Source organism: Pricia mediterranea, assembly GCF_032248455.1.
Taxonomy (GTDB): domain Bacteria; phylum Bacteroidota; class Bacteroidia; order Flavobacteriales; family Flavobacteriaceae; genus Pricia; species Pricia mediterranea.
Genome location: NZ_JAVTTP010000001.1, coordinates 1265277 through 1289752, shown reverse-complemented (window position 1 = coordinate 1289752; position 24476 = coordinate 1265277). Strand labels below are relative to the sequence as shown.

The window sequence follows — 24476 nt, the reverse complement described above, 5'->3', positions numbered from 1 at the left end:
ACACGATGGAAATTCTCAAAAAATCCAATACCCATACTCCGCGCCGACGTGCCCCCGGACTTTTGACCCTTATCGGAGCGGGTCCCGGTGACCTGGAGCTGATTACCCTAAAGGCCGTAAAGGCGTTGCAGGATGCGGACGTGGTATTATACGACGCTTTAGTAGATCCCGACCTCTTGCAATATGCCCCCAACGCGGAGCATATTTTCGTCGGAAAGCGCAGAGGTTGTTATTCGTACCAACAAGAGCAGATCAACGAACTGATCGTAGCCCGGGCGAAATCCCATGGTCACGTAGTACGGCTCAAGGGGGGAGACCCTTTTGTTTTCGGACGAGGGGCCGAAGAGATGGAATACGCTGCCGAACATGGACTCGATACGGTGATGGTGCCGGGAATATCATCCTGCCTATCCGTACCGGCTATGCAGCAAGTTCCAGTGACCAAGAGGGGAGCCGCCGAAAGTTTCTGGGTCATCACCGGCACCACCAAAGAACACAAATTATCGAACGATGTGAAATTGGCCGCCAAAAGCTCCGCTACGGTGGTCATTTTAATGGGGATGTCCAAATTATCCCAAATCGTGGCCCTGTTCAAAAAAGAGGGTAAATCGGAAACGCCCGTCGCCATCATCCAAAACGGCACCCGAGAGAATGAAAAAGTCGGAACGGGCACCATAGCATCCATAGAAAGGGAAGTCGAGATGCAGCAACTGGCCAATCCCGCGATTATTATTATCGGGGAGGTAGTACGGCATCGGGAACGCATCCAAAGCATTAAAAGGGAGTACAAAGTAGTAAGTACGGAGTATTAGGACATACTCCTGAAGCATTATTCATTGCGATAACTTAAATACTCAAAATGCTTGTCCGCCTTTTTACCAATATCGTTAAATATGAAATAAAATGAGTTATCCTAAGACGTAAGCCCTTTGACCTTTTTGTAGAACGGGCCGCTTTTCAAAGAATTTTAGTCCTTCATCCTAAGTCTTACACTCAGGTTAGGGTCTTTTAAAGAATTAGAATTATACTTAATACTCAATACTATACAAAAAATGGTAAAGACAGATTTGATTATCATCGGCGCAGGTCCCACGGGACTTTTTACCGTATTCGAAGCGGGATTGTTGAAACTGAAGTGCCATCTAATAGATGCCCTGCCCCAACCGGGCGGACAATGTTCGGAAATCTATCCCAAAAAACCCATTTACGATATTCCGGCCTTTCCGGAGATATTGGCGGGCGACTTGGTCGATAACCTGATGGAGCAGATCAAACCCTTTGAACCCGGTTTTACCTTAGGGGAACGCGCCGAGACCCTAGCTCAACAGGATGATGGCTCGTACATCGTAACTACCAACAAAGGTACAGAACACCACGCCCCGATAGTGGTTATTGCAGGGGGCCTAGGTAGCTTTGAACCGCGAAAACCACCTATCGAAAATATCAGGGAGTTTGAGGACAGGGGCGTGGCCTATATGATCAAAGACCCGGAAGTCTATCGCGATAAGAAGGTGGTTATCGCCGGGGGTGGGGACTCCGCTTTGGACTGGGCCATCTACTTGGCCGATGTAGCGTCGGAAGTGTCCCTCGTGCACCGTCGAAAAGAGTTCCGTGGCGCCTTGGATTCCGTCGAGAAGGCATCCGAGCTGGCCAAGTTGGGCAAAATCAAGCTTTTCACCGAAGCGGAGGTCAAAAAACTCTACGGCGACGAACATTTGGAAGCCGTGGTCGTCAAGCACAACGCTTCCGACAAAGGGGAAGTATATGTCGAGACCGATAATTTCATTCCCCTGTTCGGCCTATCCCCTAAATTGGGACCGATCGGCGATTGGGGGCTCGAAATCGAACGCAACGCCATCAAGGTCAACAACGCGAAAGACTATCAGACCAATCTGCCCGGGGTGTTTGCCATCGGGGATGTCAATACCTATGAAGGCAAGCTGAAATTGATTCTATCCGGTTTCCACGAGGCCGCGATCATGTGCCAGTTCGCCTATAAAATCATAAATCCCGATAAACGTTATGTCATGAAATATACCACGGTGGGCGGGGTCACCGGATTCGACGGCTCCAAAAAAGAGGCCAAGAAAGAGGTCGTGCAGCGGATAGCGTGATTTTGAGGAAGGATCAGTCCAAACGTATTCACAAAGTGGCGTGATGCGGTTTATAGTGGATGCGTTTTACTCGGTAGCCGATTGATCGTTCAACCCAAAAATCACGCGCTTTCCTTGCTTTTCACCCACCTGTACCTTTACTTTGCGATTAGTTCATTCATAAACTGTGATGTTATCAAGAAAGGCGGAGGGACTAGACCCTGTGAAGCCTTAGCAACCCTTTGGATTATCCCGCATCTTTCGGGACCTGAGAAGGTGCTACGTTCTACCTTGTACTGTTCCGAAATTTCGGGTATTTCAGTATTTTGGCAGATAACGCAAAAAGACAATCCGTCTAAACTTCTTTCTTACTTGATAACGATCACTTGAAACAAACCGGTGCAAACGAACGGGTTTAATAATACTATTGCCCTATGATCAAAGACCTGCTTAAAGAAAGGATTTTAATCCTCGACGGTGCCATGGGCACTATGCTACAACGCTACAAATTCACAGAAAAGGATTTCCGGGGCGAGCGGTTCAAAGATTGGGAATATCCGTTACAGGGCAATAACGACCTGTTATCGTTGACCCAACCCGAAGCTATCGCAGAGATACATGGTAAATATTTCGCCGCCGGGGCCGATATCGTGGAGACCAATACCTTTTCCAGTACCACGATCGCCATGGCCGATTATCATATGCAAGATTTGGTGTACGAGCTCAATTATGAGTCCGCCCGCATTGCCAAAAAAGTGGCCGATGAATTCACGGCCAAGGAGCCGGAAAAGCCACGGTTCGTAGCAGGCAGTATCGGCCCGACCAACAAAACGGCCAGCATGTCCCCCGATGTAAACGACCCAGGATTTCGTGCGATTTCCTTCGACGAACTGCGTTTGGCCTACAAGCAACAGGTCGAGGCTTTGCTCGACGGTGGGGCCGATCTGCTCTTAGTGGAGACCATCTTCGATACCTTGAACGCCAAGGCGGCACTTTTCGCCATAGAGGAAGTTAAGGAAGAGCGCAATATCGACCCCCCGATCATGGTCAGCGGTACGATTACCGATGCCTCGGGGAGAACCTTGTCCGGCCAGACGGCGGAGGCTTTTTTGATTAGCATCTCCCATATTCCTCTTCTATCTGTCGGCTTCAATTGCGCCTTGGGGGCAGACCAACTGGTACCGTATTTGGAGGTGCTGGCCCATAGATCGGACCATTTTGTTTCGGCCTATCCCAATGCCGGTTTGCCCAATGCGTTCGGGGAATACGATCAGACACCCAAGCAAATGACGGAGCAGATCGAAGAATATCTAGAAAAGGATCTGATAAATATCATCGGGGGATGCTGCGGCACGACCCCTGAACATATTACGGCTATTGCCGACCTGGCTAAAAAATATAATCCAAGACCTTCGCTGGTCGTAAGTCAATAAATGAAGGAAACTAGATCAAAATATTTGAAATTAAGCGGACTAGAACCCCTGATCGTCACCCCCGAAAGCAATTTTGTAAACGTTGGGGAGCGTACCAACGTGGCGGGTTCGAAAAAATTCCTACGGCTGATCAAACAAGAAAAGTTCGAAGAGGCCCTTGAAGTGGCCCGCGAACAGGTAGAGGGCGGGGCGCAGATTATCGATATCAACATGGACGATGGCCTGATCGATGGTAGGGAAGCTATGGTCAAGTTTCTCAACTTGGTCATCGCCGAACCCGATATTGCCCGGGTGCCGATCATGATCGATAGCTCTAGATGGGAAATTATCGAAGCGGGACTACAGGTGGTCCAGGGCAAGTGCGTGGTGAATTCCATCAGTTTAAAAGAAGGGGAGGAGGAGTTCATCCACCACGCCAAACTTATTAAAAGATACGGCGCCGCCGTTATCGTCATGGCCTTCGATGAGGTAGGCCAGGCGGATAACTACGAACGCCGGATAGAAATTTCAAAACGGTCTTATGACATATTGGTGGACCAAGTCGGATTTCCACCGGAGGACATCATTTTCGACCTAAACGTATTTCCCGTCGCGACGGGAATGGACGAACATAGGCGTAATGCGCTCGATTTTATCGAAGCGACCGAATGGGTGCGGGAAAATCTGCCCCATTGCCATGTCAGCGGAGGCGTAAGTAATGTTTCCTTTAGTTTTCGGGGTAACAATCCCGTGCGCGAGGCCATGCATTCTGTGTTTTTGTACCACGCGATCAAGGCGGGCATGAACATGGGAATCGTGAATCCGACGATGTTGGAAATCTACGATGATATCCCCAAGGATTTGTTGGCGCATGTAGAGGATGTCATTTTAAACCAAAGGGACGACGCTACCGAAAGGTTGTTGGACTTTGCCGAATCCGTTGTAGGAAAGGCCAAGGAAAGCAAAGTGGACCTCTCGTGGCGTGAAGACCAATTGCAAGATCGGATTACCCGGGCCCTGGTCAAGGGGATCGACCAATATATCATCGAAGATGTCGAGGAAGCCCGGCAAGTGGCCGACAAGCCCATAGAGGTCATCGAAGGGAACCTGATGACCGGGATGAACGTCGTGGGCGACCTTTTCGGTAGCGGAAAGATGTTCTTGCCCCAAGTGGTAAAATCCGCACGGGTCATGAAAAAAGCGGTCGCCTATTTACTTCCCTATATCGAAGAAGAGAAGCTGCTCAATCCCGTGGAAGGCGATGAGGGCGGAAACGGTAAGATTTTAATGGCTACGGTCAAGGGGGATGTCCACGATATCGGGAAAAATATCGTCGGGGTCGTACTTGCCTGTAACAATTACGAGATTATCGACCTGGGCGTTATGGTGCCCCCGGAAAAAATATTGGAAGAAGCCATCAAGCACCAGGTAGATGCTATCGGGCTAAGCGGACTTATAACTCCATCGTTGGATGAAATGGTGCACCTGGCCAAGGAAATGCAGCGTAAAAATTTCACGGTACCGTTGTTGATCGGGGGCGCGACCACCAGTAAGGCCCATACCGCGGTGAAGATCGATACGCAGTATAGCCAGTCCGTCGTACACGTCAACGATGCCTCGCGGGCGGTAACCGTGGTGGGCGACCTGTTGCAAAAGGAGACCTCAAAGGCCTACAAAAAATCCATCAAGGAAGATTACGAGGTATTTCGGGAAAAATTTAAGAACCGCTCCAAGCACAAGGAGTACAAAACCCTGGAGGCGGCCCGTAAAAACCGCTTTAAAATCGATTGGGAAACATCGGAAATCGTAAAGCCCAAACAGCTCGGCATTCAGGTTATCGAGGACATCGATATGAAAAAGTTGCTGGAGTATATCGACTGGACGCCTTTTTTTCGGAGTTGGCAACTGCACGGCAAATATCCCGATATTTTAGAGGATAAGGTGGTAGGGGAACAGGCCACCGAACTCTTTGCCGATGCACAGGCCATGCTAAAGGATGTGGTGGAAAACAAAAAGCTAAAAGGGAAGGGCATCTTCGGATTGTTTCCGGCCAATACCCTGGAAAACCACGACGATATCGAAGTAATAACCGCCGGTTCGATACTACCTGGTGATGTAACAGGCAGCCGCCAAAAGGATGCGCAAGCAGCTGGGAACGGTTCGGGAGAATCAGATCAGCCAGAAAATGTCAGTTCGAGCCTTTCGGCTATGCTTAAGACAGGCGCAGTAGAGAAGAGTTCGAGCCTTTCGACTACGCTCAAGACAGGCGCAGTCGAGAACGATTCCGCTCACGGTGAAGGTGGCGGCAGGTTCGTCTTCCGGACCCTCCGCCAGCAGCTACAACGCCGCGAAGGCGTGCCCGACTATGCCCTGGCGGATTTTATAGCCCCCAAGGAAACGGGTAAGCAAGATTATATCGGTTGTTTTTGTGTGACCACCGGTTTTGGCACGGACGAGCTATCCGAAAAGTACCGGGAAGACCTCGACGACTACAATTCCATCTTGATAAAAGCCTTGTCGGACCGGTTGGCCGAAGCTTTCGCCGAGTATTTACATCGGGAAGTCCGACTAAAGCACTGGGGCTACGCGGCCGACGAGAAATTGGACAATGAGGCGCTGATCGTTGAGAAATATAAAGGCATCCGTCCCGCACCGGGGTATCCTGCTTGTCCCGATCACTTGGAAAAGCGGACGATATGGAAGATGATGCAGGTCGAGGAACGTGTCGGGGTCAAGCTGACCGACAGTCTCGCCATGTGGCCCGGTTCCTCGGTAAGCGGCTATTATTTCGCCAACCCCGAATCCAAATACTTCGGGGTCGGAAAAATAAAGGAAGACCAAGTAGCGGATTTCGCCGAACGCAAAGGGATGCCGTTGGAAGAGGCTACGAAATGGCTGGCACCCAATATTGCAGATGACTAGTACAGATGGTAGCATTGTTCCCGAAGCAAAAATTAGAAAACATTGAGTACGCCGCGTCAGGGATTGCAGCGGCATCTTTTTTAGTGTCACCTTGAGCGGTTCTACCGAGCGCAGTCGAGGTACAGTCCAAAGACGACCCTAAAAAAATACAGCGGAAAGCCCGCCCGGACGCCCAAATAAAAACAATAGTAACGAATTTTGAAAACCCTTTGAGGGCAGACAAACATGAAAGTAAGCGACCATATAAAAGAAGCCAAGGGAGAAACCTTGTTCTCCTTCGAAATCATCCCGCCCCTAAAAGGCCACAGGATTCAGGAGCTCTACGACAACATCGATCCGTTGATGGAGTTCAAGCCGCCGTTTATCGACGTGACGACCTCCCGGGAGGAATATGTTTACATTGATCGTGATGGACTTCTCGACAAAAAATTGACCCGGATGCGGCCCGGAACCGTGGGCATCTGCGCCTCCATCAAGCACAAGTACGATGTCGATACCGTGCCCCACCTGCTCTGCGGCGGCTTTTCAAAGGAGGAAACCGAATACGTACTGGTAGACTGTCATTATTTGGGCATCGACAATGTAATGGCCTTGCGGGGCGATGCGATGAAGGACGAAAAATATTTCAAACCGACCAAAGGCGGTCATGATTATGCCGTGGGCCTGGTAGAGCAGCTCGACGCCCTGAACCGCGGGAACTACTTGCACGACACGGTCGAGACCGATCACTGTGCGGATTTCTGTATCGGGGTGGCGGGCTATCCCGAAAAGCATCTGGAAGCCCCATCCTTGAAATCGGATTTAAAACGTTTGAAGCAAAAAGTCGATGCCGGGGCGCATTACGTGGTGACCCAGATGTTCTTCGATAACCAAAAATATTTCGATTTCGTCGATGCCGCCCGGGAAATAGGGATCGAGGTTCCGATCATCCCCGGTATTAAGCCCATCGCCGTAAAACGCCATCTGCAATTGCTGCCCCAGGTATTCCGTATCGACCTGCCTCAGGATTTGATCGATGCCGTCGACGATTGTAAAGACAACAAGGCCGTCCGCCAAGTAGGGGTGGAGTGGTGTATCGAGCAATCCAGGGAACTAAAGGCCGCGGGAGTTCCCGTGCTGCATTACTACTCCATGGGAAAATCGGACAATATCAAGGCCATTGCGGGCAAGGTGTTTTGAATCTCGCACTTCATACCTATATTTGCCTCCCATGAACCCAAGGGTATTTCTCCTTTTTTTATTCGCCGTGGGATGTTGCTTCTCCCAATCGGACGAACCGAAACACAACTACGCCTTTGATGTAAGTGCCTTTTACGGATCCATTATCCTGCACAATCCGGATATCTCGCATTTGATCACCGAGCATCCGGCGGGCCTTGTTTTGGGGTATAACAGAAAGACCTATGGCCGTGAAAATTGGCAACAGGGATACAACTATCCCGATCTGGGGGCATCTTTCGTGTATCAGGATATGGTCAATCCCACCTTGGGCAAGAATTACGGACTTTACGCCCATTTTAATTTCTATTTTTTTCAACGGAACCTTCAAGTCCGTATCGGGCAGGGGGCAGCCTATACGACCAATCCCTATGATCGGAACCGCAATTTCAGAAACAATGCCTACGGATCTCATATTTTAAGCTCCACGATGCTCATGTTCAATTACCACAAGGAAAACATCTATAAAAATTTGGGACTTAAAGCGGGGCTGTCAATTATTCACTATTCCAACGCCAATTTTAAGGCACCGAATACATCGACAAACACCCTGGCCTTTAATCTGGGGCTGGTCTATACCTTGCAACAGGCCGAAAACCAATACATTAGAAGAGAAAAAATCAAGGTGACCGAACCCATAAAATATAACCTGATATTCCGGGGAGGGGTCAATGCCAGCGACAATATAGGCCACGGGGAATATCCCTTCTACATTATATCGGGATATGCCGACAAGCGGTTAAGCCAGAAAAGTGCCGTTCATATGGGGGCGGATGTATTTTTCAGTAATTTTCTTAAGGAACTTATAGAATTTCAGTCCGTTTCCTTTCCCGAGAACGACATTGCCGCGGATACCGATTATAAACGCGTGGGCATTTTCGTAGGCCATGAAATGTTTATTAATAAACTGTCGGTTATTGCGCAGCTGGGCTATTACGTGTATTATCCCTACGATTTTGAGGGGCGGGTGTACAATCGGGTCGGTTTAAAGCGCTATTTTGGGAAAAAGGTTTTTGGGGCCGTTACCTTAAAATCCCACGGCGCCAAAGCAGAGGCGGTCGAATTCGGGATCGGGATACGGTTATAAAATGTCAGGTGGAAGCTTTATGATAGAAAAATTAATGCACCCTAAACAGGAAATCAAAACGTAAACGATTTGGGATTTGCAATTTGGAATTTGGGATGTGGTACCGGAGATCTGGGATCTATCCGCAACACAAGGAATGCCCTGACACGTGTAATGCTGTTATGGACTGCCTTGTTCTTACTAGGATGCAATACGGAAAGCGCCCCCGACTGCCTTCAAAATGCCGGGAACATGGTCCGTGAAGAGGTCGTGGTTCCCGATTTTACAAAAATTACGGTCTTTGAAAATGTGAGTTTGGTAATAAAACAGGGCGACGTGCAAAAAGTCGAGATAGCCACCGGGGAATACCTGAGAGACGAGGTCTCGGTAAAGGTGGAAGGCGACCGTTTGCTGCTCAGGGATACGAACGATTGTAATTATTTTCGCGAATACGGACTGACCACGGTGTATATCACCTCGCCCAATATTTCTGAAATCCGAAGCAGTACGGGCTGGCGGATCAAGAGCGATGGGGTCCTGGCCTACGATAGCCTGAGCCTCTTGTCCGAAAGTTTCAATGTTCCCGAGGCTGCGACCACCGACGGGGAGTTCGATCTGGAGGTGGACAACCAAAACCTCAGTGTAGTCGTCAACGGCATTGCCTATTTTCGATTGAAAGGTACTACCGATACGCTGCGATTGACAATTGCCGCAGGCGATTCCCGAATCGAAGCCGCTGATGTAACGGCGCAAAACGTGATATTGAACCATCGCGGCTCGAACGATATGTTGGTAAATCCCCAAGCCTCAATACAAGGAGCGATTCGTGCTACCGGAGACGTCATCAGTTCGAACCGGCCCGATAGCATCTCGGTAGAGGAACTTTATAGAGGGCGATTGCTATTTCGATAGTCGTATGCGCGGTATTGATCTAAGGTCGAACCGGCCGCATCCTAATGATAGCCCGAGATTCGATGTTTCACAAGTCCGGAGAATTTATCATATAATCCTCTATTTCGTAGTAACACTAAGGGATTGCCGACCAAGAATTTATAATCGGTGGCGGTCTAGCACACATTTTCCCTTGCAATGAAGCCCGTACAAAAATACTTGAAAGATCTTTTTGCCAAGCAACGAATCCTTGGCCATGACCAGGTATTGAATGGATTGACCAAAGTGGATGCCTTGTTGGCCGAATTGATATACGAGGGAAAAGTGCCCGGACTTTCGGTCAGCGTTCTGAAGGATGGAATAACCATATTTCAGAAGGGATATGGCTATTCCGACTTGGAAGTGCGACTTCCCGTTGACCCCAATAAGACGCTATTCCGGATTGCCAGTGTATCCAAGCCCATCGCCGCCACCGCCTTGGCCCATATGGTTGCCGAAGGACTGATTGATCTCGATGCTTCCTTTTACGAGTATGTCCCCTATTATCCCAAGAAAAAATGGGATTTTACCATACGTCAGCTTGCAAGCCATACGGCCGGTATCCGGGGATACCGAGGGGTCGAATACGGATTGAACCAGCCCTACACCATCAAGGAGGGGATCGATATTTTTAAGAATGATCCGCTGATCTTCGAACCCGGTAAGGGCTATCTCTATAACAGTTACGATTGGGTCTTGGTTTCGTTGGCCATGCAGGAGGCCAGTGGAATACCATTCGAGGAATACGTACGGCAAAGAGTCTTGGAACACCTGGCCATGGAAAACACATTTCCCGAATCCCCGTCGGGGAACCATTTTGACAAAAATGGGGAAGACGGTCGAGAAACCGATGGTACGGGGGATGTCAATTACCGTGAGGATACAACACATACGGGAAATTCAAATAAGACCGAGGATTTAAAAGCTTCCGATGCGCTTAGGACAAGCAAGGATGGGCCGAAGAAGGCCTGGCCTTCGAATAAAATATTCCCTCACGTCTCAAAATTTTATACCAAAAACCGCCGTGGAGGTTTCCGGGAGGCCATTCCCGTAAATAACTTTTACAAACTGGCCGGTGGAGGCTATCTCTCCACCTCCGCGGATATCGCAAAATTTGGACAGGCCCATCTAGAGGAGGCCATCCTGAACGAATCGGTTCGCGCCCAATTTTTGAACTCCCAAGTAGTAAACGGGAAGCCGACCTATTACGGCCTTGGCTGGCAGATAAGCGAAGATGCCAAGGGAAGGCCATACTACGGGCACGTAGGAAACGGGGTGGGGGGCTACTCCAATTTCTTCGTATATCCCGAAGCGGGGATGGTATTCGCAATATTGCTTAATTGCACGGACCCCAAGGTGCAAGAAGAATTGAATGTAGCAATCGCTACTTTGGTGAATTTGCATAAGGTCATTGATGTATAGAATGTAGGAGCAAAACTGATTTATTCGCAATTATAAAGCACTTCCGATATGTACGGCGAGAAACTAAAATCCGTTTGGAGTAAAATACGCTCCGAAAGCGTCCATAGTGTCCAACCTTTTTCGTAATTTGTTGAACGAAACTAAAATTTTATACTATGAAATTGTTCAAGCAAATTTTTGCTCTCGTGACTATCGTACTGATTTCTTCAAACCTTTCCGCCCAGGAAATAACCGCCTTCCCCGGTACATGGGGGGAGAGTTTCTATCAGGATAAAGAAAAACTGACCTGGAAGGAAGTCGATAAAATAATGATGGATAGCCAGGTGGCGCAGAACGAATGGCGGAAGTCCAAAAAACTCGCTTTAGGGGGACTTATATCCGGCGTGGCAAATTTAGGATCTGTGGTCTGGTTGGTAAGCAATCTCGACCAAAGCAAGCCCTTGACCGGGCCCATTATCGCAACGGTCGGTACGGGAGCCATAGGAATGATATTCTTTAAAGCGGCTTCAGAAAATAAACGTAAGGCCATTTTAAACTACAACGATAGTTTGTCAGGAGGTACTTCATTCCGATTGGTGCCTGTCAACAATCAAAATGGCACGGGACTGGCGTTGAAGTTTTAAGTCATTGCCAATTAATCAGTTGAAAGTAAAAAAATGACGTATCCCGATTTTGGGATGTGTCATTATTTCTTTTAGTGATAAAAAATTTCAAATAGAATGGTAATAATTAGTGCTTTTTTTCGTTCTCAAAACAAGTCAAATTATAGCTGAATTTTTATCTCGAAAATTCCAAATCAATCTTGTTATGAACATCTTGAAAGCAATTGTTTTTGTTGTTATATTCACTACTTTCACCAAATTATCAAATGCTCAGGAAATTACAATGTTTCCAAGTTTTTGGGGCCAAAAGTATTATCAGGACGATAAGGAGATAACCAAAAAGGAGTTGGAAACCTTAATGAAGAGTGATGCTCAACTAGAAAAATTTTGGAAGAGATCAAAATTACAAAACACCTTGGCAACGGTAGCCTTGGTTTCCGAATTTGGATTTGCATTTTGGACCGGTGCCGAGATGGGGCAGGACAATGACGCTACTATCCCGTTAATCGGTACCTTGGGCTCAGCCACAATTGCTGCGATTTTCTTCGTTTCGGCCAATAATTCAAAAAGAAAAGCCATTTTAGGGTACAATCAAAAACTTAATAGTCGAACTTCTTTATCTCTAGAGCCTATTGGCAATCATAACGGCTTAGGATTAGCCTTGAAATTTTAGATGTGTCTTTAGCATCACGAAGTCAACTCCCCGAACAACCCCTCTAAATTCTTATTCTTCCGGCTGAGCTGTAAGGTTTTGAGCTTGTTGTCGTGGGCAAAGTCGAAAACGGCCGGCCGCATGTCTGTTGAGGTATCGAAAGTGATTTCATAACGGAATCCCCCTGTATTTCGTACCAGTGCCACATGGGGCAATTGGTTCAAAAACGCTTCCTCGACCCGGTAATCGAATTCCACCTCGATAATTTGTTCCTCTTCATCCCGCAGGTCTGACAGTTTTTTATCCGCTACTAGTGTACCTTTGCTGATGATCAGCACCCGATCGCAAACGGCCTCTACCTCTTTCATGATGTGGGTAGAAAGTAGAATGGTCTTTTCCTTTCCGATCTGTCGGATGAGTTTTCTGATTTCAAGCAGTTGCTTGGGATCCAGGCCGGTTGTAGGTTCGTCGAGGATCAAGACCTGGGGGTCGTGCAAAAGCGCCGCGGCCAGGCCCACTCGCTGACGATAGCCTTTGGATAGCTGGCCTATTTTTTTGTGGACTTCCGGGGTGAGTCCCGTTTGTTCGACGACCTTGGCAATCCGATTTTTGTCCGTTTTATAGACCTCCGCATTGAAAGCTAGATACTCTTTAACGTACATATCCAAATACAAGGGGTTGTGTTCGGGCAGGTAACCGATACTTTTTTGTACGCTTTTTTTCTCGGTGACCACATTGAACCCATTGACCTTCGCCTCCCCCTCGTCCGCCCGATGATAGGTCGTCAGAATTTTCATCATGGTGGACTTCCCGGCGCCATTGGGACCTAAAAATCCCGTAATCTCCCCTTTTTGGAGCTCAAAAGAGACGTTTTGAAGCACCTTCTGGTGTCCGAAAGATTTGGAGATGTTCTTGACGGTTATCGACATTTGGAGTTTAAATACTTTACTTAATATTCTTGCAAAGAGTGCTCAGTCATCAATTAAAAACTCCCTCAAAAGTAAACGAAGTTTTTTAATCTGGTCTCCGTTCAGCAAATCAATCTTTTCGAATAATCTCGATTTATCGATGCAGCGCATTTGGTCGAGCGCGATCTGACCTCTTTTATTTTTTAATACGATATCCATTCGCATGGGAAACTTCCGTATCGCCGAGGTAATCGGCGCGTTTAAAATCGTATTCAGGTTATTATTGGCTTCGTTGGGGGATATGACCAAGCAAGGCCTTGTTTTTTTTATTTATGAATAATTAAAGTTGGAACAATGTTATAACATTTCAGAATTTATTTTACATCCACTTATAAAAAAAATCCCTTCAAATCCCATTTTTAAAATATAATTATTACTTTAGCGCAAGTTTAAGTGTACCATGTCGAAGCAATATTTCTATAGCGGTTCCTTTTTTTACTTCTTTTTTAAAAGAGAAGCGGGACTGTTGTGATATATTTGAACATATAGACAAACAAGGTCCCGCATAATGCGGGACTTTTTTTTGAAAGACATTCTAAGAATTTATGTGGTAGAGAGGTCTGGGACCTGGAAGTCGCAACGATTGAAAAGCAAGGCCAGGATTTAAATCATGGAAGCAAAAAGCTTCTGTGATTGTTTCTGTGAAACAAACGGAAACATGTAGTTTGACTAAAGGACGTAAAGAAAAAGGAAAAAGGATGGCGGAAGGCAAAAGAGTGACGAAAGGTACGAGTAGAGCGCAGTTCGAAAGAATAATATCATGCAACGCCTGCTTTCAGGGTTAGAGCACCAAAAAAATATACAGCCATTATGCAAAAATGGAGGACTATCTCCCGACAGGGGCGGGAAAAACAACTATGAAACAAAAAATTGCGATACAGGGTATTAAAGGCTCCAACCACCACCAAGTGGTGCGGGAGTATTTCGGCGACGATACCGACTTGGTAGAGAGTAGGTCTTTCGACGATCTAGTCGATCGACTATTGGACAAAACCGCAGCTATGGGCGTAATGGCTATCGAGAATTCCATTGCAGGCTCCATCATTCCCAACTATGCCCTGGTCTATCACAACGATCTTCACATTATCGGGGAACATTATTTGAACATCAACCACAACCTGATGGTACTGAAGGGCCAAAATATCGGAGATATCGAAGAGGTTCGTTCGCATCCTATGGCCTTGTTGCAATGCAAGGAGTTTTTCCGTGATTACCCCCATATAAAAATGGTCGAGGACGTCGATACCGCCGAAACTGCAAAATGCATACAAGAGGAGACGTGGTTCCATATTGCGGCCATTGCACCGGAAGTCGCTGCCAGTCTCTACGATTTGGACATCGTAGCACCGCAAATTCAGACCATTAAAAATAATGAGACACGTTTTATCATTGTAAGTACAAAAAACAAGCTGATTCCCAAAGATGAGATAAATAAAGCTTCTGTACGTTTTGTCACCGACCATAAGCGCGGCAGTCTGGCCACAGTGCTCAATGTAATGAGCGACTGCAACATGAACATGACCAAGATACAATCGCTGCCGATTATAGAGACCCCTTGGAAATATGCTTTTTTCGTCGATGTGACCTTTGATACTTATAAAGATTTTGACAAGGCAAAATCACTTTTGGGCATCATGGCAGAAGATTTCAAGGTTTTGGGGGAATATAAAAATGTAAGGATATGACAATTTCAGAAATAACAACTGCAGATCGCCTGCAAACGGTCGAGGAATATTATTTCTCAAAGAAATTGCGCGAGGTGCGCGGGCTGGCCGCAGAAGGTCGTCCGATCATCAATATGGGCATCGGCAGTCCCGATCTGGCCCCTTCAAAACCGATCATAGAGAGCATGCAGAACGCTGTACTGGAAGCAGGGGCGCACCAGTATCAAAGTTATCAAGGTCTTCCCCAGCTGCGGGAAGCTATTTCTACCTTCTACGCGACGAGGTTCGGGGTCGAGGTGGATCCGGCGAAAGAAATCCTACCGCTGATGGGTTCCAAGGAGGGTATCATGCATATCAGCCTGGCCTTTTTAAATCCGGGGGACGAGGTGCTGATTCCCAATCCGGGCTATCCAACCTATACCTCTGTCACCAAATTGGTGGATGCGGTACCCAAATATTATGACCTGTCCGAAGAAAATGGATGGTTTCCCGATCTGGATGTTCTACAACAAGAAGACCTATCCAAGGTAAAAATCATGTGGGTCGGTTATCCGCATATGCCGACCGGGGCTACGGCCGACACCCAACAGCTCGCACGTTTGGTCGCCTTTGCGCGAAAAAACGCTATTCTGCTGGTCAACGATAATCCCTATAGTTTTGTGCTGAACGAGGCGCCGACCAGCCTTTTGTCCGTTGAGGGCGCAAAGGAGGTCGCCTTGGAACTGAATTCCCTCAGTAAGACCTTTAATATGGCCGGATGGCGCGTCGGGATGGTATTGGGCAGCGCGGAACATCTAGAGGCCGTGCTAAAGGTAAAGAGCAATATGGATTCGGGAATGTTCTATGGCATCCAAAAAGGGGCGATTACCGCCCTGCAAAGCCTGCAAGAATGGTTCGACGGGTTGAATACTATATATAGGGAAAGAAGAAACCTGATTTTTGAACTGGTCGACAAGTTGCAGTGTACGTATGATCGAGAAGCCGTCGGGATGTTCGTTTGGGCCAAATTGCCCGAAGGAAGTAAACCTGCGGAGACGTTTATAGATGAAATTTTATACGAGAAGGATATTTTTATTGCCCCGGGAACAATTTTCGGGAGCAACGGCGAGGGGTACATTCGGCTTTCCCTTTGTGTAACGGAGGAAAATATCCGGGAAGCGATCGGGAGGTTTTAGATCTCGGGTGAAATTAGGAAGGGCTAAAGGAGGAAGGACGGAATGAGCAATGACGGTTGAACAAAAAAGGCCCCTAAAAATAATTGACAAAATTTAAAACGTTCCTAAAATCAAAATAAACAGGAATTAAATAGAGTGAGGAGTTTTCCGAACTAAGTGTCGTAAAATGGGATACGTACAAAGTGAAAAGAAACAAAAGTTTTTAATCTGAATTCCTTTTATCATTAAACAAGAAAAATGAACATTTTTATCATCGGTATCGGTTTGATCGGGGGCTCCTTCGCCAAGGACCTCAAACGCCTTCGGCCGGAGTCTAAGATCTATGGCATAGATATCGATCCATCCCACGAAGAGGAGGCCTTGTCCCTCGGCCTGATCGATGCAAGATCGAGCTATGACGAATTGGACATTGCCGATATGGTCATCGTTACCGTGCCCGTGGATGCTATGGTACAGGAGCTTCCTAAAGTCCTCGATGCCGTGAACGACGATTGTGTCGTGCTTGATGGCGGCTCGACCAAAAGCTTGGTCTGTAAAACGCTTGCCGACCATCCGAAGCGAAGAAACTATCTATCGGCGCATCCGATTGCGGGAACGGAATTTTCAGGACCGTCCGCGGCCATAGAAAATTTGTATGCGGGCAAGACCAATATCATCTGTGAGATCGAGCGAACGGCCTTCAAATTACAGGGAAAGGCGTTGGAAATCTTTCAGGAAATGGGCATGCGCATCCGCTATATGAATCCCGAAGCGCACGACAAGCACATCGCCTATGTGTCGCATCTGTCACATATCAGCTCGTTTATGTTGGGGAAGACCGTTATCGACAAAGAAAAGAACGAACGCGATATCTTTGACATGGCGGGCAGTGGTTTCGAAAGTACCGTACGCCTGGCCAAAAGCTCCCCCGCCATGTGGACCCCCATTTTCAAGCACAATAGGGATAATGTTTTGGATACGCTGAACGAGTACATCCAAAACCTGCAGGAGTTCAAACAACTGCTTGAAGATGAAGATTACGAAGGCATTTTTCATGAAATGAACGACACTAACCGGATCAAGGAAATTTTAAAAGGGATACCTTTGAACAGTATGGGGAAATGACGAAGGGAGGAATGACAGAATGAAGAAGGACGAAAGGAATAAGGACTAAAAGAATAAGGACTAAAAGAATAAGCAAGCACTAGAATAACAGGGACTAAAAGAGGAAGGAGCAAAGACTAGATGTTAACATCATTCTTCTTTATGCTTTCCGTCTTCTTGTCCAAAGATTAAATTAATCAAACTATGGAGAACAACAAACAAATGAGGTCGTGGTTAGACGACATGAACCTAGACCACCCGCTGGTAATCGCGGGACCGTGCAGTGCGGAGACCGAAGAACAAGTTATGGGCATAGCCCAAAGTCTAAAAGACACCGATGTCAACTACTACCGTGCAGGCATTTGGAAGCCGCGTACCCGTCCCGGGAATTTTGAAGGGGTTGGTTCGCTCGGCCTGAAGTGGTTGCAAAGGGTCAAAGAGGAAACGGGGATGAAGACCGCGACCGAGGTGGCCAACCGTGCCCATGTCGAGCTGGCATTGGAGCACGACATCGACCTCTTATGGATCGGGGCAAGGTCAACGGTGAGTCCCTTTATCGTTCAGGAAATCGCCGACGCCCTGGAAGGAACGGACAAGGTGGTGCTGATCAAAAATCCCGTAAACCCTGATCTTTCCTTATGGTTAGGGGCCGTTGAGCGCCTACATACGGCAAACATTGCAAAACTGGGCGTCATCCATAGGGGTTTTTCCACCTATGAAAAGACCAAATACCGGAACATTCCCGAATGGCAACTGGCCATCGACCTACAGACCCGCTTCCCCGATCTGCCGATCATCAACGATCCGTCGCACATCACCGGAAAGCGCGATATGGTTTTCGACGTGTCGCAGACCGCTTTGGATCTGAATTTCGACGGGCTGATGATCGAAACCCATCACGATCCCGATAACGCCTGGAGCGATGCCGCCCAGCAGGTGACCCCCAGTCGTTTGGTGCAGATTATGGAAGATTTGCGTATCCGTAAGGAAACCTCGCCCGCAGCGGAATACAATACCAAATTAAGCAATCTGCGGGCCCAGATCGATGTGCTCGACCATCAGATTATCGAAACCATGGGGAAACGAATGAAGATTTCCGACGGTATCGGAGCCTTGAAAAAAGAACGGAACGTCGCTGTTTTACAAACGACCCGGTGGAACGAGATCTTGGGGGCCATGATTTTGGAAGGGGAGTCCAAAGGACTTAGTGAAGAATTTATTCTGAAACTCTTTAAGGCCATCCACCAGGAATCGATCAATCATCAGGAAAAAATAATACATGCATAGTCCCAAAAAATACGGGCGAGCTGTCTCCGTTGGTACCAACAAGTTGACGGTATGAAGGGAACCGTTTACAGGTCAACGGGGAGTTGGTACAGCGTTAAGACGGAGAACGGTGACTTTGTCGATTGCCGGATCAAGGGAAAGTTTCGAATTCAGGGTATACAAAGTACCAACCCCATTGCCGTAGGCGATGTCGTCGAATTCGAAATCGAAGAATTGGGGGACGAGCGCTTTGGTACGATTTCGGCCATAGCGGACCGGAAAAACTACATTGTTCGAAAATCGGTCAAGCTCTCAAAACGGACCCACATCATTGCCGCCAATCTCGATCAGGTTTTTTTACTGGTAACGCTAAACAATCCTACGACCTATCCCTTGTTTATCGATCGTTTTCTGGCCACGGCGGAGGCGTATGACGTGGCTGCAGTACTGTTGTTCAATAAAACGGATACCTATGATAGCGAAGAACTGGCCGAAATCAAATTTTTGGCCGCCCTTTATCGCCAAATCGGATATACGTGTATCGGTATCTCCGCCTTAACCGGTAAGAATGTCGAAAAGGTACGGCAGATGATGCGGGACAAGACCAGCATGTTCGCGGGACATTCCGGGGCGGGGAAATCTACTTTGGTCAACACCCTCGAGCCCAGTTTGGACCTTAAGACCGCCGAAATTTCCGAGCAGCACCTGCAAGGGCAGCATACCACCACCTTCCCTGAAATGTTCGACCTGAGTTTCGGGGGGCGGATTATCGATACCCCGGGTATCAAAGGCTTTGGGGTAGTGGATATGGACAAGGATGAGATCGGTGATTATTTTCGCGAGTTCTTCGCGTTGAAAGAGAATTGCAAATTCAACAATTGCCTGCATCTGAACGAACCTGAATGTGCCGTTAAAGAGGCGCTTGAGGAAGGAGAGGTGGCGTGGAGCCGATACCGAAGCTACGTGCAAATGATTACGGGAGAGGAAGACAATTATAGGATAGACATTCACGGAAAAAATAGTTGATAAATCTTTCTGTCGTAGGTTTTGGCAATAGGGCCACAGTTAATCGGTAGGCGGTTTCATATAGTGATCGATTTTAATGAAAGCAGTAATCCAAAGGGTATCCGAGGCAAGTGTAACCGTGGAGGGAAAAATCATTTCCGAAATTGGGAGCGGGCTATTGGTGTTATTGGGAATTGAAGATGCGGATACCCAGGAGGATATCGAATGGCTGTCCCGAAAAATTGTCCACCTCAGGATTTTTAACGATTCCGAGGGCGTGATGAACGATTCGGTAATCGACATTGGGGGCGATGCCATCGTTGTAAGTCAGTTCACCCTGCACGCCTCTGTCAAAAAGGGGAATCGGCCCTCCTACATCAAGGCGGCAAAGCCCGAGGTGGCGGTTCCGCTCTACAAGGATTTTATTGCCCGGATAGAAAATGATCTACGAAAGCAAGTAGGTACGGGAGTATTCGGGGCCGATATGAAAGTGCAGCTGCTTAACGATGGTCCAGTGACCATACTTATCGATACCAAGAACAGGGAGTAATGAGCGTCAGGAAGACGGAAAAATGGAAACTGAAAGCAACGAGCACTATCAAGACAAGCTAATCAGCGCCCCATAAACACGGGAGAGCATCATAAAGCACGGTAAATGAGTATTACAAAGGCACAGCAAGACGTAGATGATTGGATCAAGGCGCACGGGGTGCGCTACTTCAACGAGTTGACCAATATGGCACAACTGACCGAGGAGGTCGGGGAAGTGGCACGTATTATTGCCCGTAGATACGGCGAACAGAGCGAAAAGGACTCCGATAGGGACAAGGACTTGGGCGAGGAACTGGCCGACGTGCTCTTTGTTGTCCTATGTCTCGCCAACCAAACGGACATCGATCTGCAAGAAGCCTTTGACAAAAAACTGGCCCTTAAAGCCAAACGGGACCATGACCGGCATCAGGGCAATGAAAAGTTGAAGTAGTTACGATGCCCGCAGTTGTCTTGTATTTTCACGGCCTCTATTGCTTTGTATTTCCATCGACACATATCCCTGCACACCCTAAAACCTTTTTTTTGTCTTTATTCCTTGCTCTTTTTGTCCTTTTTCCGTGGCACACTTGCTGTGAGACCATCGGCTTTTAAGATTATAAAAACCATCTACGGTAAAACCTTTAAAACCATAGCATCTTGAAACTACACCTTTCGACACCGCCTAATCGTTTGATCAAAGCCGATATTGAAATCACGGGCTCCAAAAGCGAATCCAATCGGTCGCTGTTGCTCCGCGCACTATATCCAAATATTAGCATTAAAAACCTATCCAATTCCGATGACGCCAAGGTTATGGAAATGGGATTGCAAACCAGGAAGGGTACAGTCGATATTCACCATGCCGGTACCGCCATGCGTTTTTTGACCGGTTATTTCGCATCCCAAGCCGGCACCGACGTTACCCTGACAGGTTCCCAGCGGATGACCGAGCGGCCCGTGAAGGTTTTGGTCGAGGCTCTACGGAGGCTGGGTTCGGATATTGAGTACGAGAAAAACGAAGGTTATCCCCCGATACGGATCAAGGGAAAAAAATTGAACGAAAGACGAGTCAGCCTTCCCGCGGATATCAGCAGCCAGTACATTTCCTCGCTGCTCTTGATAGCCCCCAGTCTTGAAAACGGGTTGGAGCTGGAACTGGTGGGAAAAATCACCTCGGTACCCTACATCAAAATGACATTGGGCCTTTTATCCGAGATAGGGGCGGTCAATTCCTTTAAAGGCAATGTCATAAAGGTGGAACCTAAAACAATGGTGCGACCTACCGTTCTGACGGTGGAATCCGATTGGAGCTCCGCATCCTATTTCTATAGTATTTTGGCCCTTTGTGAAATAGGCAGTGAAATCAAACTATCCGCGTACAAGAAGAACAGTTTGCAGGGCGATAGCGTACTTGCCGATATTTATGAGGATTTTGGAGTTCAAACTTCCTTTTCCGACACCCACATCCTCCTTAAAAAAATAGGGAACCACCAACAGAAGGAACTGCAGTATGACCTGGCCAATGCCCCCGATATTGCCCAGACCATTGCCGCAACCTGCTTCGGGCTGGGGGTCGGGTGCCATTTAACCGGACTCCATACCCTCAAGATCAAGGAAACCGATAGGCTCGAGGCCCTACATACGGAACTCGGCAAAATGGGAGCCAATATTTCGGTAACGGATAAAACACTGACCCTCATGCCGTCGTCCACATTAAAAAAAGATGTGGCTATTGACACCTATAACGACCATAGAATGGCGATGGCCTTTGCACCTTTGGCCTTAAAGACATCCCTGTACATCAATGATGCCGAAGTAGTGTCAAAATCCTATCCCGATTTTTGGAAAGACCTTCAATTTCTGCAATTGGCCGTAAGAGAAGCAGAATGATATTTTTAAGATATCATCCATCCTTTCGTCCTTCCATCCTTCAATCTTTTAAATCTTCCATTTACCGCCTTTTTTCCTTCCGTACGATCTACCCGTCATGCGTCTTCGGTCTTCCGTCAAGTAAGTCCCTCATAAAAATCAAATTCGGCCCATCAAAGTATCCCACATCTCCCTTTTCTACCTAGTTGTAATATAATCTCCCTTTTACTTGACAACCCCTATCCGCAGGTCGTATATTTGCAGCCGCAAAAACAGTACGGGCTATCCGTATCTAAGTACAACAAATTTTAACTATGGCTCTTAAACCGAATAAATACCAGAAAATGAAATTATCGCACTTCAATTTTGAATTGCCCGATAATTTACTGGCCGAATATCCTGCGGAAAACCGGGACGAATCGAAATTGATGGTAGTGCACCGAGACACGGGAAAGATCGAGCACAAAATGTTCAAGGACATGATCGATTATTTCGATGAGGGCGATGTGATGGTTTTGAACAACACCAAGGTTTTTCCGGCGCGTCTGTACGGGAACAAGGAAAAGACCGGAGCGAGAATCGAGGTTTTTTTACTACGGGAACTCAATGAGGAGCAACGACTGTGGGACGTTCTGGTCGATCCCGCCCGTAAGATTCGTATCGGGAACAAGCTCTATTTCGGTGATGACGAGGATTTAGTGGCAGAGGTCATCGATAATACCACTTCAAGGGGCAGAACTTTGCGTTTTCTCTACGATGGATCGTACATTGACTTTAGAAGGAAGCTCCGTGAGCTGGGCCAGACCCCGCTTCCCAAGTACATAAAAAGGGATGTCGAGCCCGAAGACGAAGGCCGGTACCAGACCATCTATGCAAAACATGAAGGAGCGGTGGCCGCACCTACCGCCGGACTGCACTTTTCAAAGCATCTATTGAAACGTTTGGAAATCAAGGGTGTTGATTTTGCCGAAGTCACCCTGCACGTGGGGCTGGGTACGTTCAATCCTGTTGAGGTCGAGGACCTTTCCAAGCATAAAATGGATAGCGAAGAGCTGATAATCGATGAAAAGGCGACCGAGATCGTCAATAGGGCCAAGGCCAAAAAGAAGAAAATATGTGCGGTGGGCACTACCGCTATGCGAGGATTGGAGAGTGCCGTTTCATCCGATCAGACCCTGAATACCTTTGATGGGTGGACCAACAAATTTATTTTTCCTCCCTACGACTTCAGTATCGCCGATGCGATGGTGACCAACTTTCACCTGCCCAAATCGACGCTACTGATGATGGTATCGGCCTTTATGGGCCACGACTTTATGAAGAAGGCCTATAAGGAAGCCATTTTGGAGCAGTACAAGTTCTACTCCTACGGAGATGCCATGCTGATTATTTAAGATTTGGCATCGTGCATCCTTAAGGGGATAAGCTTCAGCTTCCATCATCCTAATTGTTACCAAAATCCCGTTTTAACCCCTTGAAAGGTAGGCGGGATTTTTTGATTCGTTATCTTTGAAAATATGGTTCAGCATACCAAAAAAAAAGACATTCGGGCCCTGACCAAAGAACAGCTCCGTGATTTCTTCGTATCGCAAGGGGATAAGGCTTTTCGTGGGAACCAGGTCTATGAATGGCTCTGGCAAAAATCGGCGCATTCGTTCGGGGGCATGACCAATATCTCCAAGAAGACCCGTGACATGCTCGAGGCCAACTTCGTAATCAACCACATCAAGGTCGATCAGATGCAGCGCAGTAGCGATGGAACTATAAAGAACGCCGTACGCCTGCACGATGATCTTGTGGTGGAGTCCGTTCTCATCCCTACCAAAACAAGAACGACCGCCTGTGTGTCGAGTCAGGTCGGCTGTAGCCTGGACTGTCGTTTCTGTGCCACCGCCCGGTTAAAACGGATGCGGAATCTGAATCCCGATGAAATTTACGACCAAGTGGTCGCCATTGACAATGAGAGCCGGTTGTATTTTGACCGTCCCCTGAGCAATATCGTTTTTATGGGGATGGGCGAACCGTTGATGAACTACAATAACGTGTTGAAGGCCATCGATATGATTACCTCCCCGGAAGGGCTGGGCATGTCGCCGCGGCGTATCACGGTTTCCACAAGTGGGGTGCCCAAATTTATTAAAAAAATGGCCGATGATGGGGTGCGGTTCAAGCTGGCGGTCTCCCTGCATTCCGCCATCGACGAAATCCGTACGTCTATCATGCCCTTTAACGCTACCTTTACGCTGGCCGATCTTCGGGAGGCCCTGCAATATTGGTACGCCAAGACCAAAAGTAGGATCACTTACGAATATGTAGTCTGGGAGGGCATCAACGATACCCAAAACGATGTCGATGCCTTGGTGGAATTCTGTAGGTTCGCGCCCTCGAAGGTGAACCTTATCGAATACAATCCTATTGACGATGGGGAATTCCAACAGGCGTCGGGTAGCGCCCTGGATATGTATGTCGATACCCTGGAGCGCAACGGTATCGTCGTAACCGTACGCCGTTCAAGGGGGAAGGATATCGATGCGGCTTGCGGACAATTGGCGAATAAGAAGTAGATAGATACTGCCTACTGCGACTGCCAACTATTTT

22 protein-coding genes and 1 riboswitch are annotated in these 24476 nt (G+C 47.6%); of the genes, 20 read left to right on the top strand and 2 right to left on the bottom strand.

All coding sequences use genetic code 11. The annotated features are described in order from the left end of the window. The first annotated feature begins 5 nt into the window (after positions 1-5). The 10 genes from cobA to RQM65_RS05465 all read left to right on the top strand — a co-directional run bounded on the left by cobA (position 6) and on the right by RQM65_RS05465 (position 12338). Positions 6-812 carry a uroporphyrinogen-III C-methyltransferase gene (gene cobA, locus RQM65_RS05510; protein ID WP_314013258.1) on the top strand — a complete coding sequence of 269 codons (807 nt, stop codon included), beginning with the start codon at positions 6-8 and terminating at the stop codon, positions 810-812. Between the two features lie 240 nt (positions 813-1052). Then, a complete protein-coding gene (locus RQM65_RS05505; protein WP_314013257.1) occupies positions 1053-2114 on the top strand; it encodes an NAD(P)/FAD-dependent oxidoreductase in 1062 nt (353 codons plus the stop codon). A gap of 169 nt (positions 2115-2283) precedes the next feature. Further along, positions 2284-2433: riboswitch (SAM riboswitch) on the top strand. Positions 2434-2527: 94 nt separating this feature from the next. Next, positions 2528-3526: a homocysteine S-methyltransferase family protein gene (locus RQM65_RS05500; RefSeq protein ID WP_314013255.1), complete on the top strand. Its 999-nt coding sequence runs from the start codon at positions 2528-2530 to the stop codon at positions 3524-3526. After that, positions 3527-6427 (top strand): vitamin B12 dependent-methionine synthase activation domain-containing protein, encoded by a 2901-nt coding sequence (locus tag RQM65_RS05495; RefSeq protein ID WP_314013253.1) that lies wholly within the window; start codon positions 3527-3529, stop codon positions 6425-6427. Between the two features lie 225 nt (positions 6428-6652). After that, a complete protein-coding gene (metF, locus tag RQM65_RS05490) occupies positions 6653-7606 on the top strand; it encodes a methylenetetrahydrofolate reductase [NAD(P)H] (RefSeq protein WP_314013252.1) in 954 nt (317 codons plus the stop codon). 31 nt (positions 7607-7637) lie between these two features. Then, positions 7638-8732, top strand: a complete 1095-nt coding sequence (locus RQM65_RS05485) for an acyloxyacyl hydrolase (RefSeq protein WP_314013251.1) — start codon at positions 7638-7640, stop codon at positions 8730-8732. Positions 8733-8801: 69 nt separating this feature from the next. Next, on the top strand, positions 8802-9623 hold the full coding sequence (locus RQM65_RS05480; protein WP_314013249.1) for a head GIN domain-containing protein: 822 nt from the start codon (positions 8802-8804) through the stop codon (positions 9621-9623). Between the two features lie 198 nt (positions 9624-9821). After that, positions 9822-11063 (top strand): serine hydrolase domain-containing protein, encoded by a 1242-nt coding sequence (locus RQM65_RS05475; RefSeq protein ID WP_314013247.1) that lies wholly within the window; start codon positions 9822-9824, stop codon positions 11061-11063. 155 nt (positions 11064-11218) lie between these two features. Further along, complete coding sequence (locus tag RQM65_RS05470; RefSeq protein ID WP_314013245.1) at positions 11219-11686, top strand: hypothetical protein; 468 nt, start codon at positions 11219-11221, stop codon at positions 11684-11686. 184 nt (positions 11687-11870) lie between these two features. Then, positions 11871-12338, top strand: coding sequence for a hypothetical protein (locus RQM65_RS05465; RefSeq protein WP_314013244.1), 468 nt, complete (start codon positions 11871-11873; stop codon positions 12336-12338). 14 nt (positions 12339-12352) lie between these two features. On the opposite strand, the gene gldA is transcribed toward RQM65_RS05465, so the two are convergent. Together gldA and RQM65_RS05455 are read right to left on the bottom strand one after the other, a co-directional pair. Further along, entirely contained in the window at positions 12353-13246 is an 894-nt protein-coding gene (gene gldA / locus RQM65_RS05460; RefSeq protein ID WP_314013242.1) for a gliding motility-associated ABC transporter ATP-binding subunit GldA, read from the bottom strand. A gap of 42 nt (positions 13247-13288) precedes the next feature. After that, complete coding sequence (locus RQM65_RS05455; RefSeq protein WP_314016790.1) at positions 13289-13555, bottom strand: type II toxin-antitoxin system PemK/MazF family toxin; 267 nt, start codon at positions 13553-13555, stop codon at positions 13289-13291. Between the two features lie 587 nt (positions 13556-14142). Here RQM65_RS05455 and RQM65_RS05450 point away from each other — a divergent pair. The 10 genes from RQM65_RS05450 (at position 14143) to rlmN (ending at position 24442) form a co-directional block, all read left to right on the top strand. After that, positions 14143-14970, top strand: a complete 828-nt coding sequence (locus tag RQM65_RS05450) for a prephenate dehydratase (protein ID WP_314013241.1) — start codon at positions 14143-14145, stop codon at positions 14968-14970. Further along, positions 14967-16124, top strand: coding sequence for a pyridoxal phosphate-dependent aminotransferase (locus RQM65_RS05445; protein ID WP_314013240.1), 1158 nt, complete (start codon positions 14967-14969; stop codon positions 16122-16124). The genes RQM65_RS05450 and RQM65_RS05445 overlap by 4 nt, the downstream gene beginning before the upstream one ends. 237 nt (positions 16125-16361) lie before the next feature. Continuing rightward, on the top strand, positions 16362-17228 hold the full coding sequence (locus RQM65_RS05440; protein WP_314013238.1) for a prephenate dehydrogenase: 867 nt from the start codon (positions 16362-16364) through the stop codon (positions 17226-17228). A gap of 183 nt (positions 17229-17411) precedes the next feature. After that, positions 17412-18494, top strand: a complete 1083-nt coding sequence (locus tag RQM65_RS05435) for a chorismate mutase (RefSeq protein WP_314013237.1) — start codon at positions 17412-17414, stop codon at positions 18492-18494. Positions 18495-18545: 51 nt separating this feature from the next. Continuing rightward, positions 18546-19499, top strand: a complete 954-nt coding sequence (gene rsgA / locus RQM65_RS05430) for a ribosome small subunit-dependent GTPase A (protein ID WP_314013236.1) — start codon at positions 18546-18548, stop codon at positions 19497-19499. Positions 19500-19575: 76 nt separating this feature from the next. Next, the gene (gene dtd / locus RQM65_RS05425; RefSeq protein ID WP_314013235.1) at positions 19576-20028 is read left to right on the top strand and encodes a D-aminoacyl-tRNA deacylase; all 453 of its coding nucleotides are present in this window, start codon (positions 19576-19578) and stop codon (positions 20026-20028) included. A 105-nt stretch (positions 20029-20133) separates the two neighbouring features. Further along, positions 20134-20460 (top strand): nucleotide pyrophosphohydrolase, encoded by a 327-nt coding sequence (locus RQM65_RS05420; protein WP_314013234.1) that lies wholly within the window; start codon positions 20134-20136, stop codon positions 20458-20460. A 206-nt stretch (positions 20461-20666) separates the two neighbouring features. After that, complete coding sequence (locus tag RQM65_RS05415) at positions 20667-21899, top strand: 3-phosphoshikimate 1-carboxyvinyltransferase (protein WP_314013233.1); 1233 nt, start codon at positions 20667-20669, stop codon at positions 21897-21899. 323 nt (positions 21900-22222) lie between these two features. Continuing rightward, complete coding sequence (queA, locus tag RQM65_RS05410; protein ID WP_314013231.1) at positions 22223-23272, top strand: tRNA preQ1(34) S-adenosylmethionine ribosyltransferase-isomerase QueA; 1050 nt, start codon at positions 22223-22225, stop codon at positions 23270-23272. Between the two features lie 123 nt (positions 23273-23395). Continuing rightward, the gene (gene rlmN, locus RQM65_RS05405; protein ID WP_314013230.1) at positions 23396-24442 is read left to right on the top strand and encodes a dual-specificity RNA methyltransferase RlmN; all 1047 of its coding nucleotides are present in this window, start codon (positions 23396-23398) and stop codon (positions 24440-24442) included. Positions 24443-24476 lie beyond the last annotated feature (34 nt).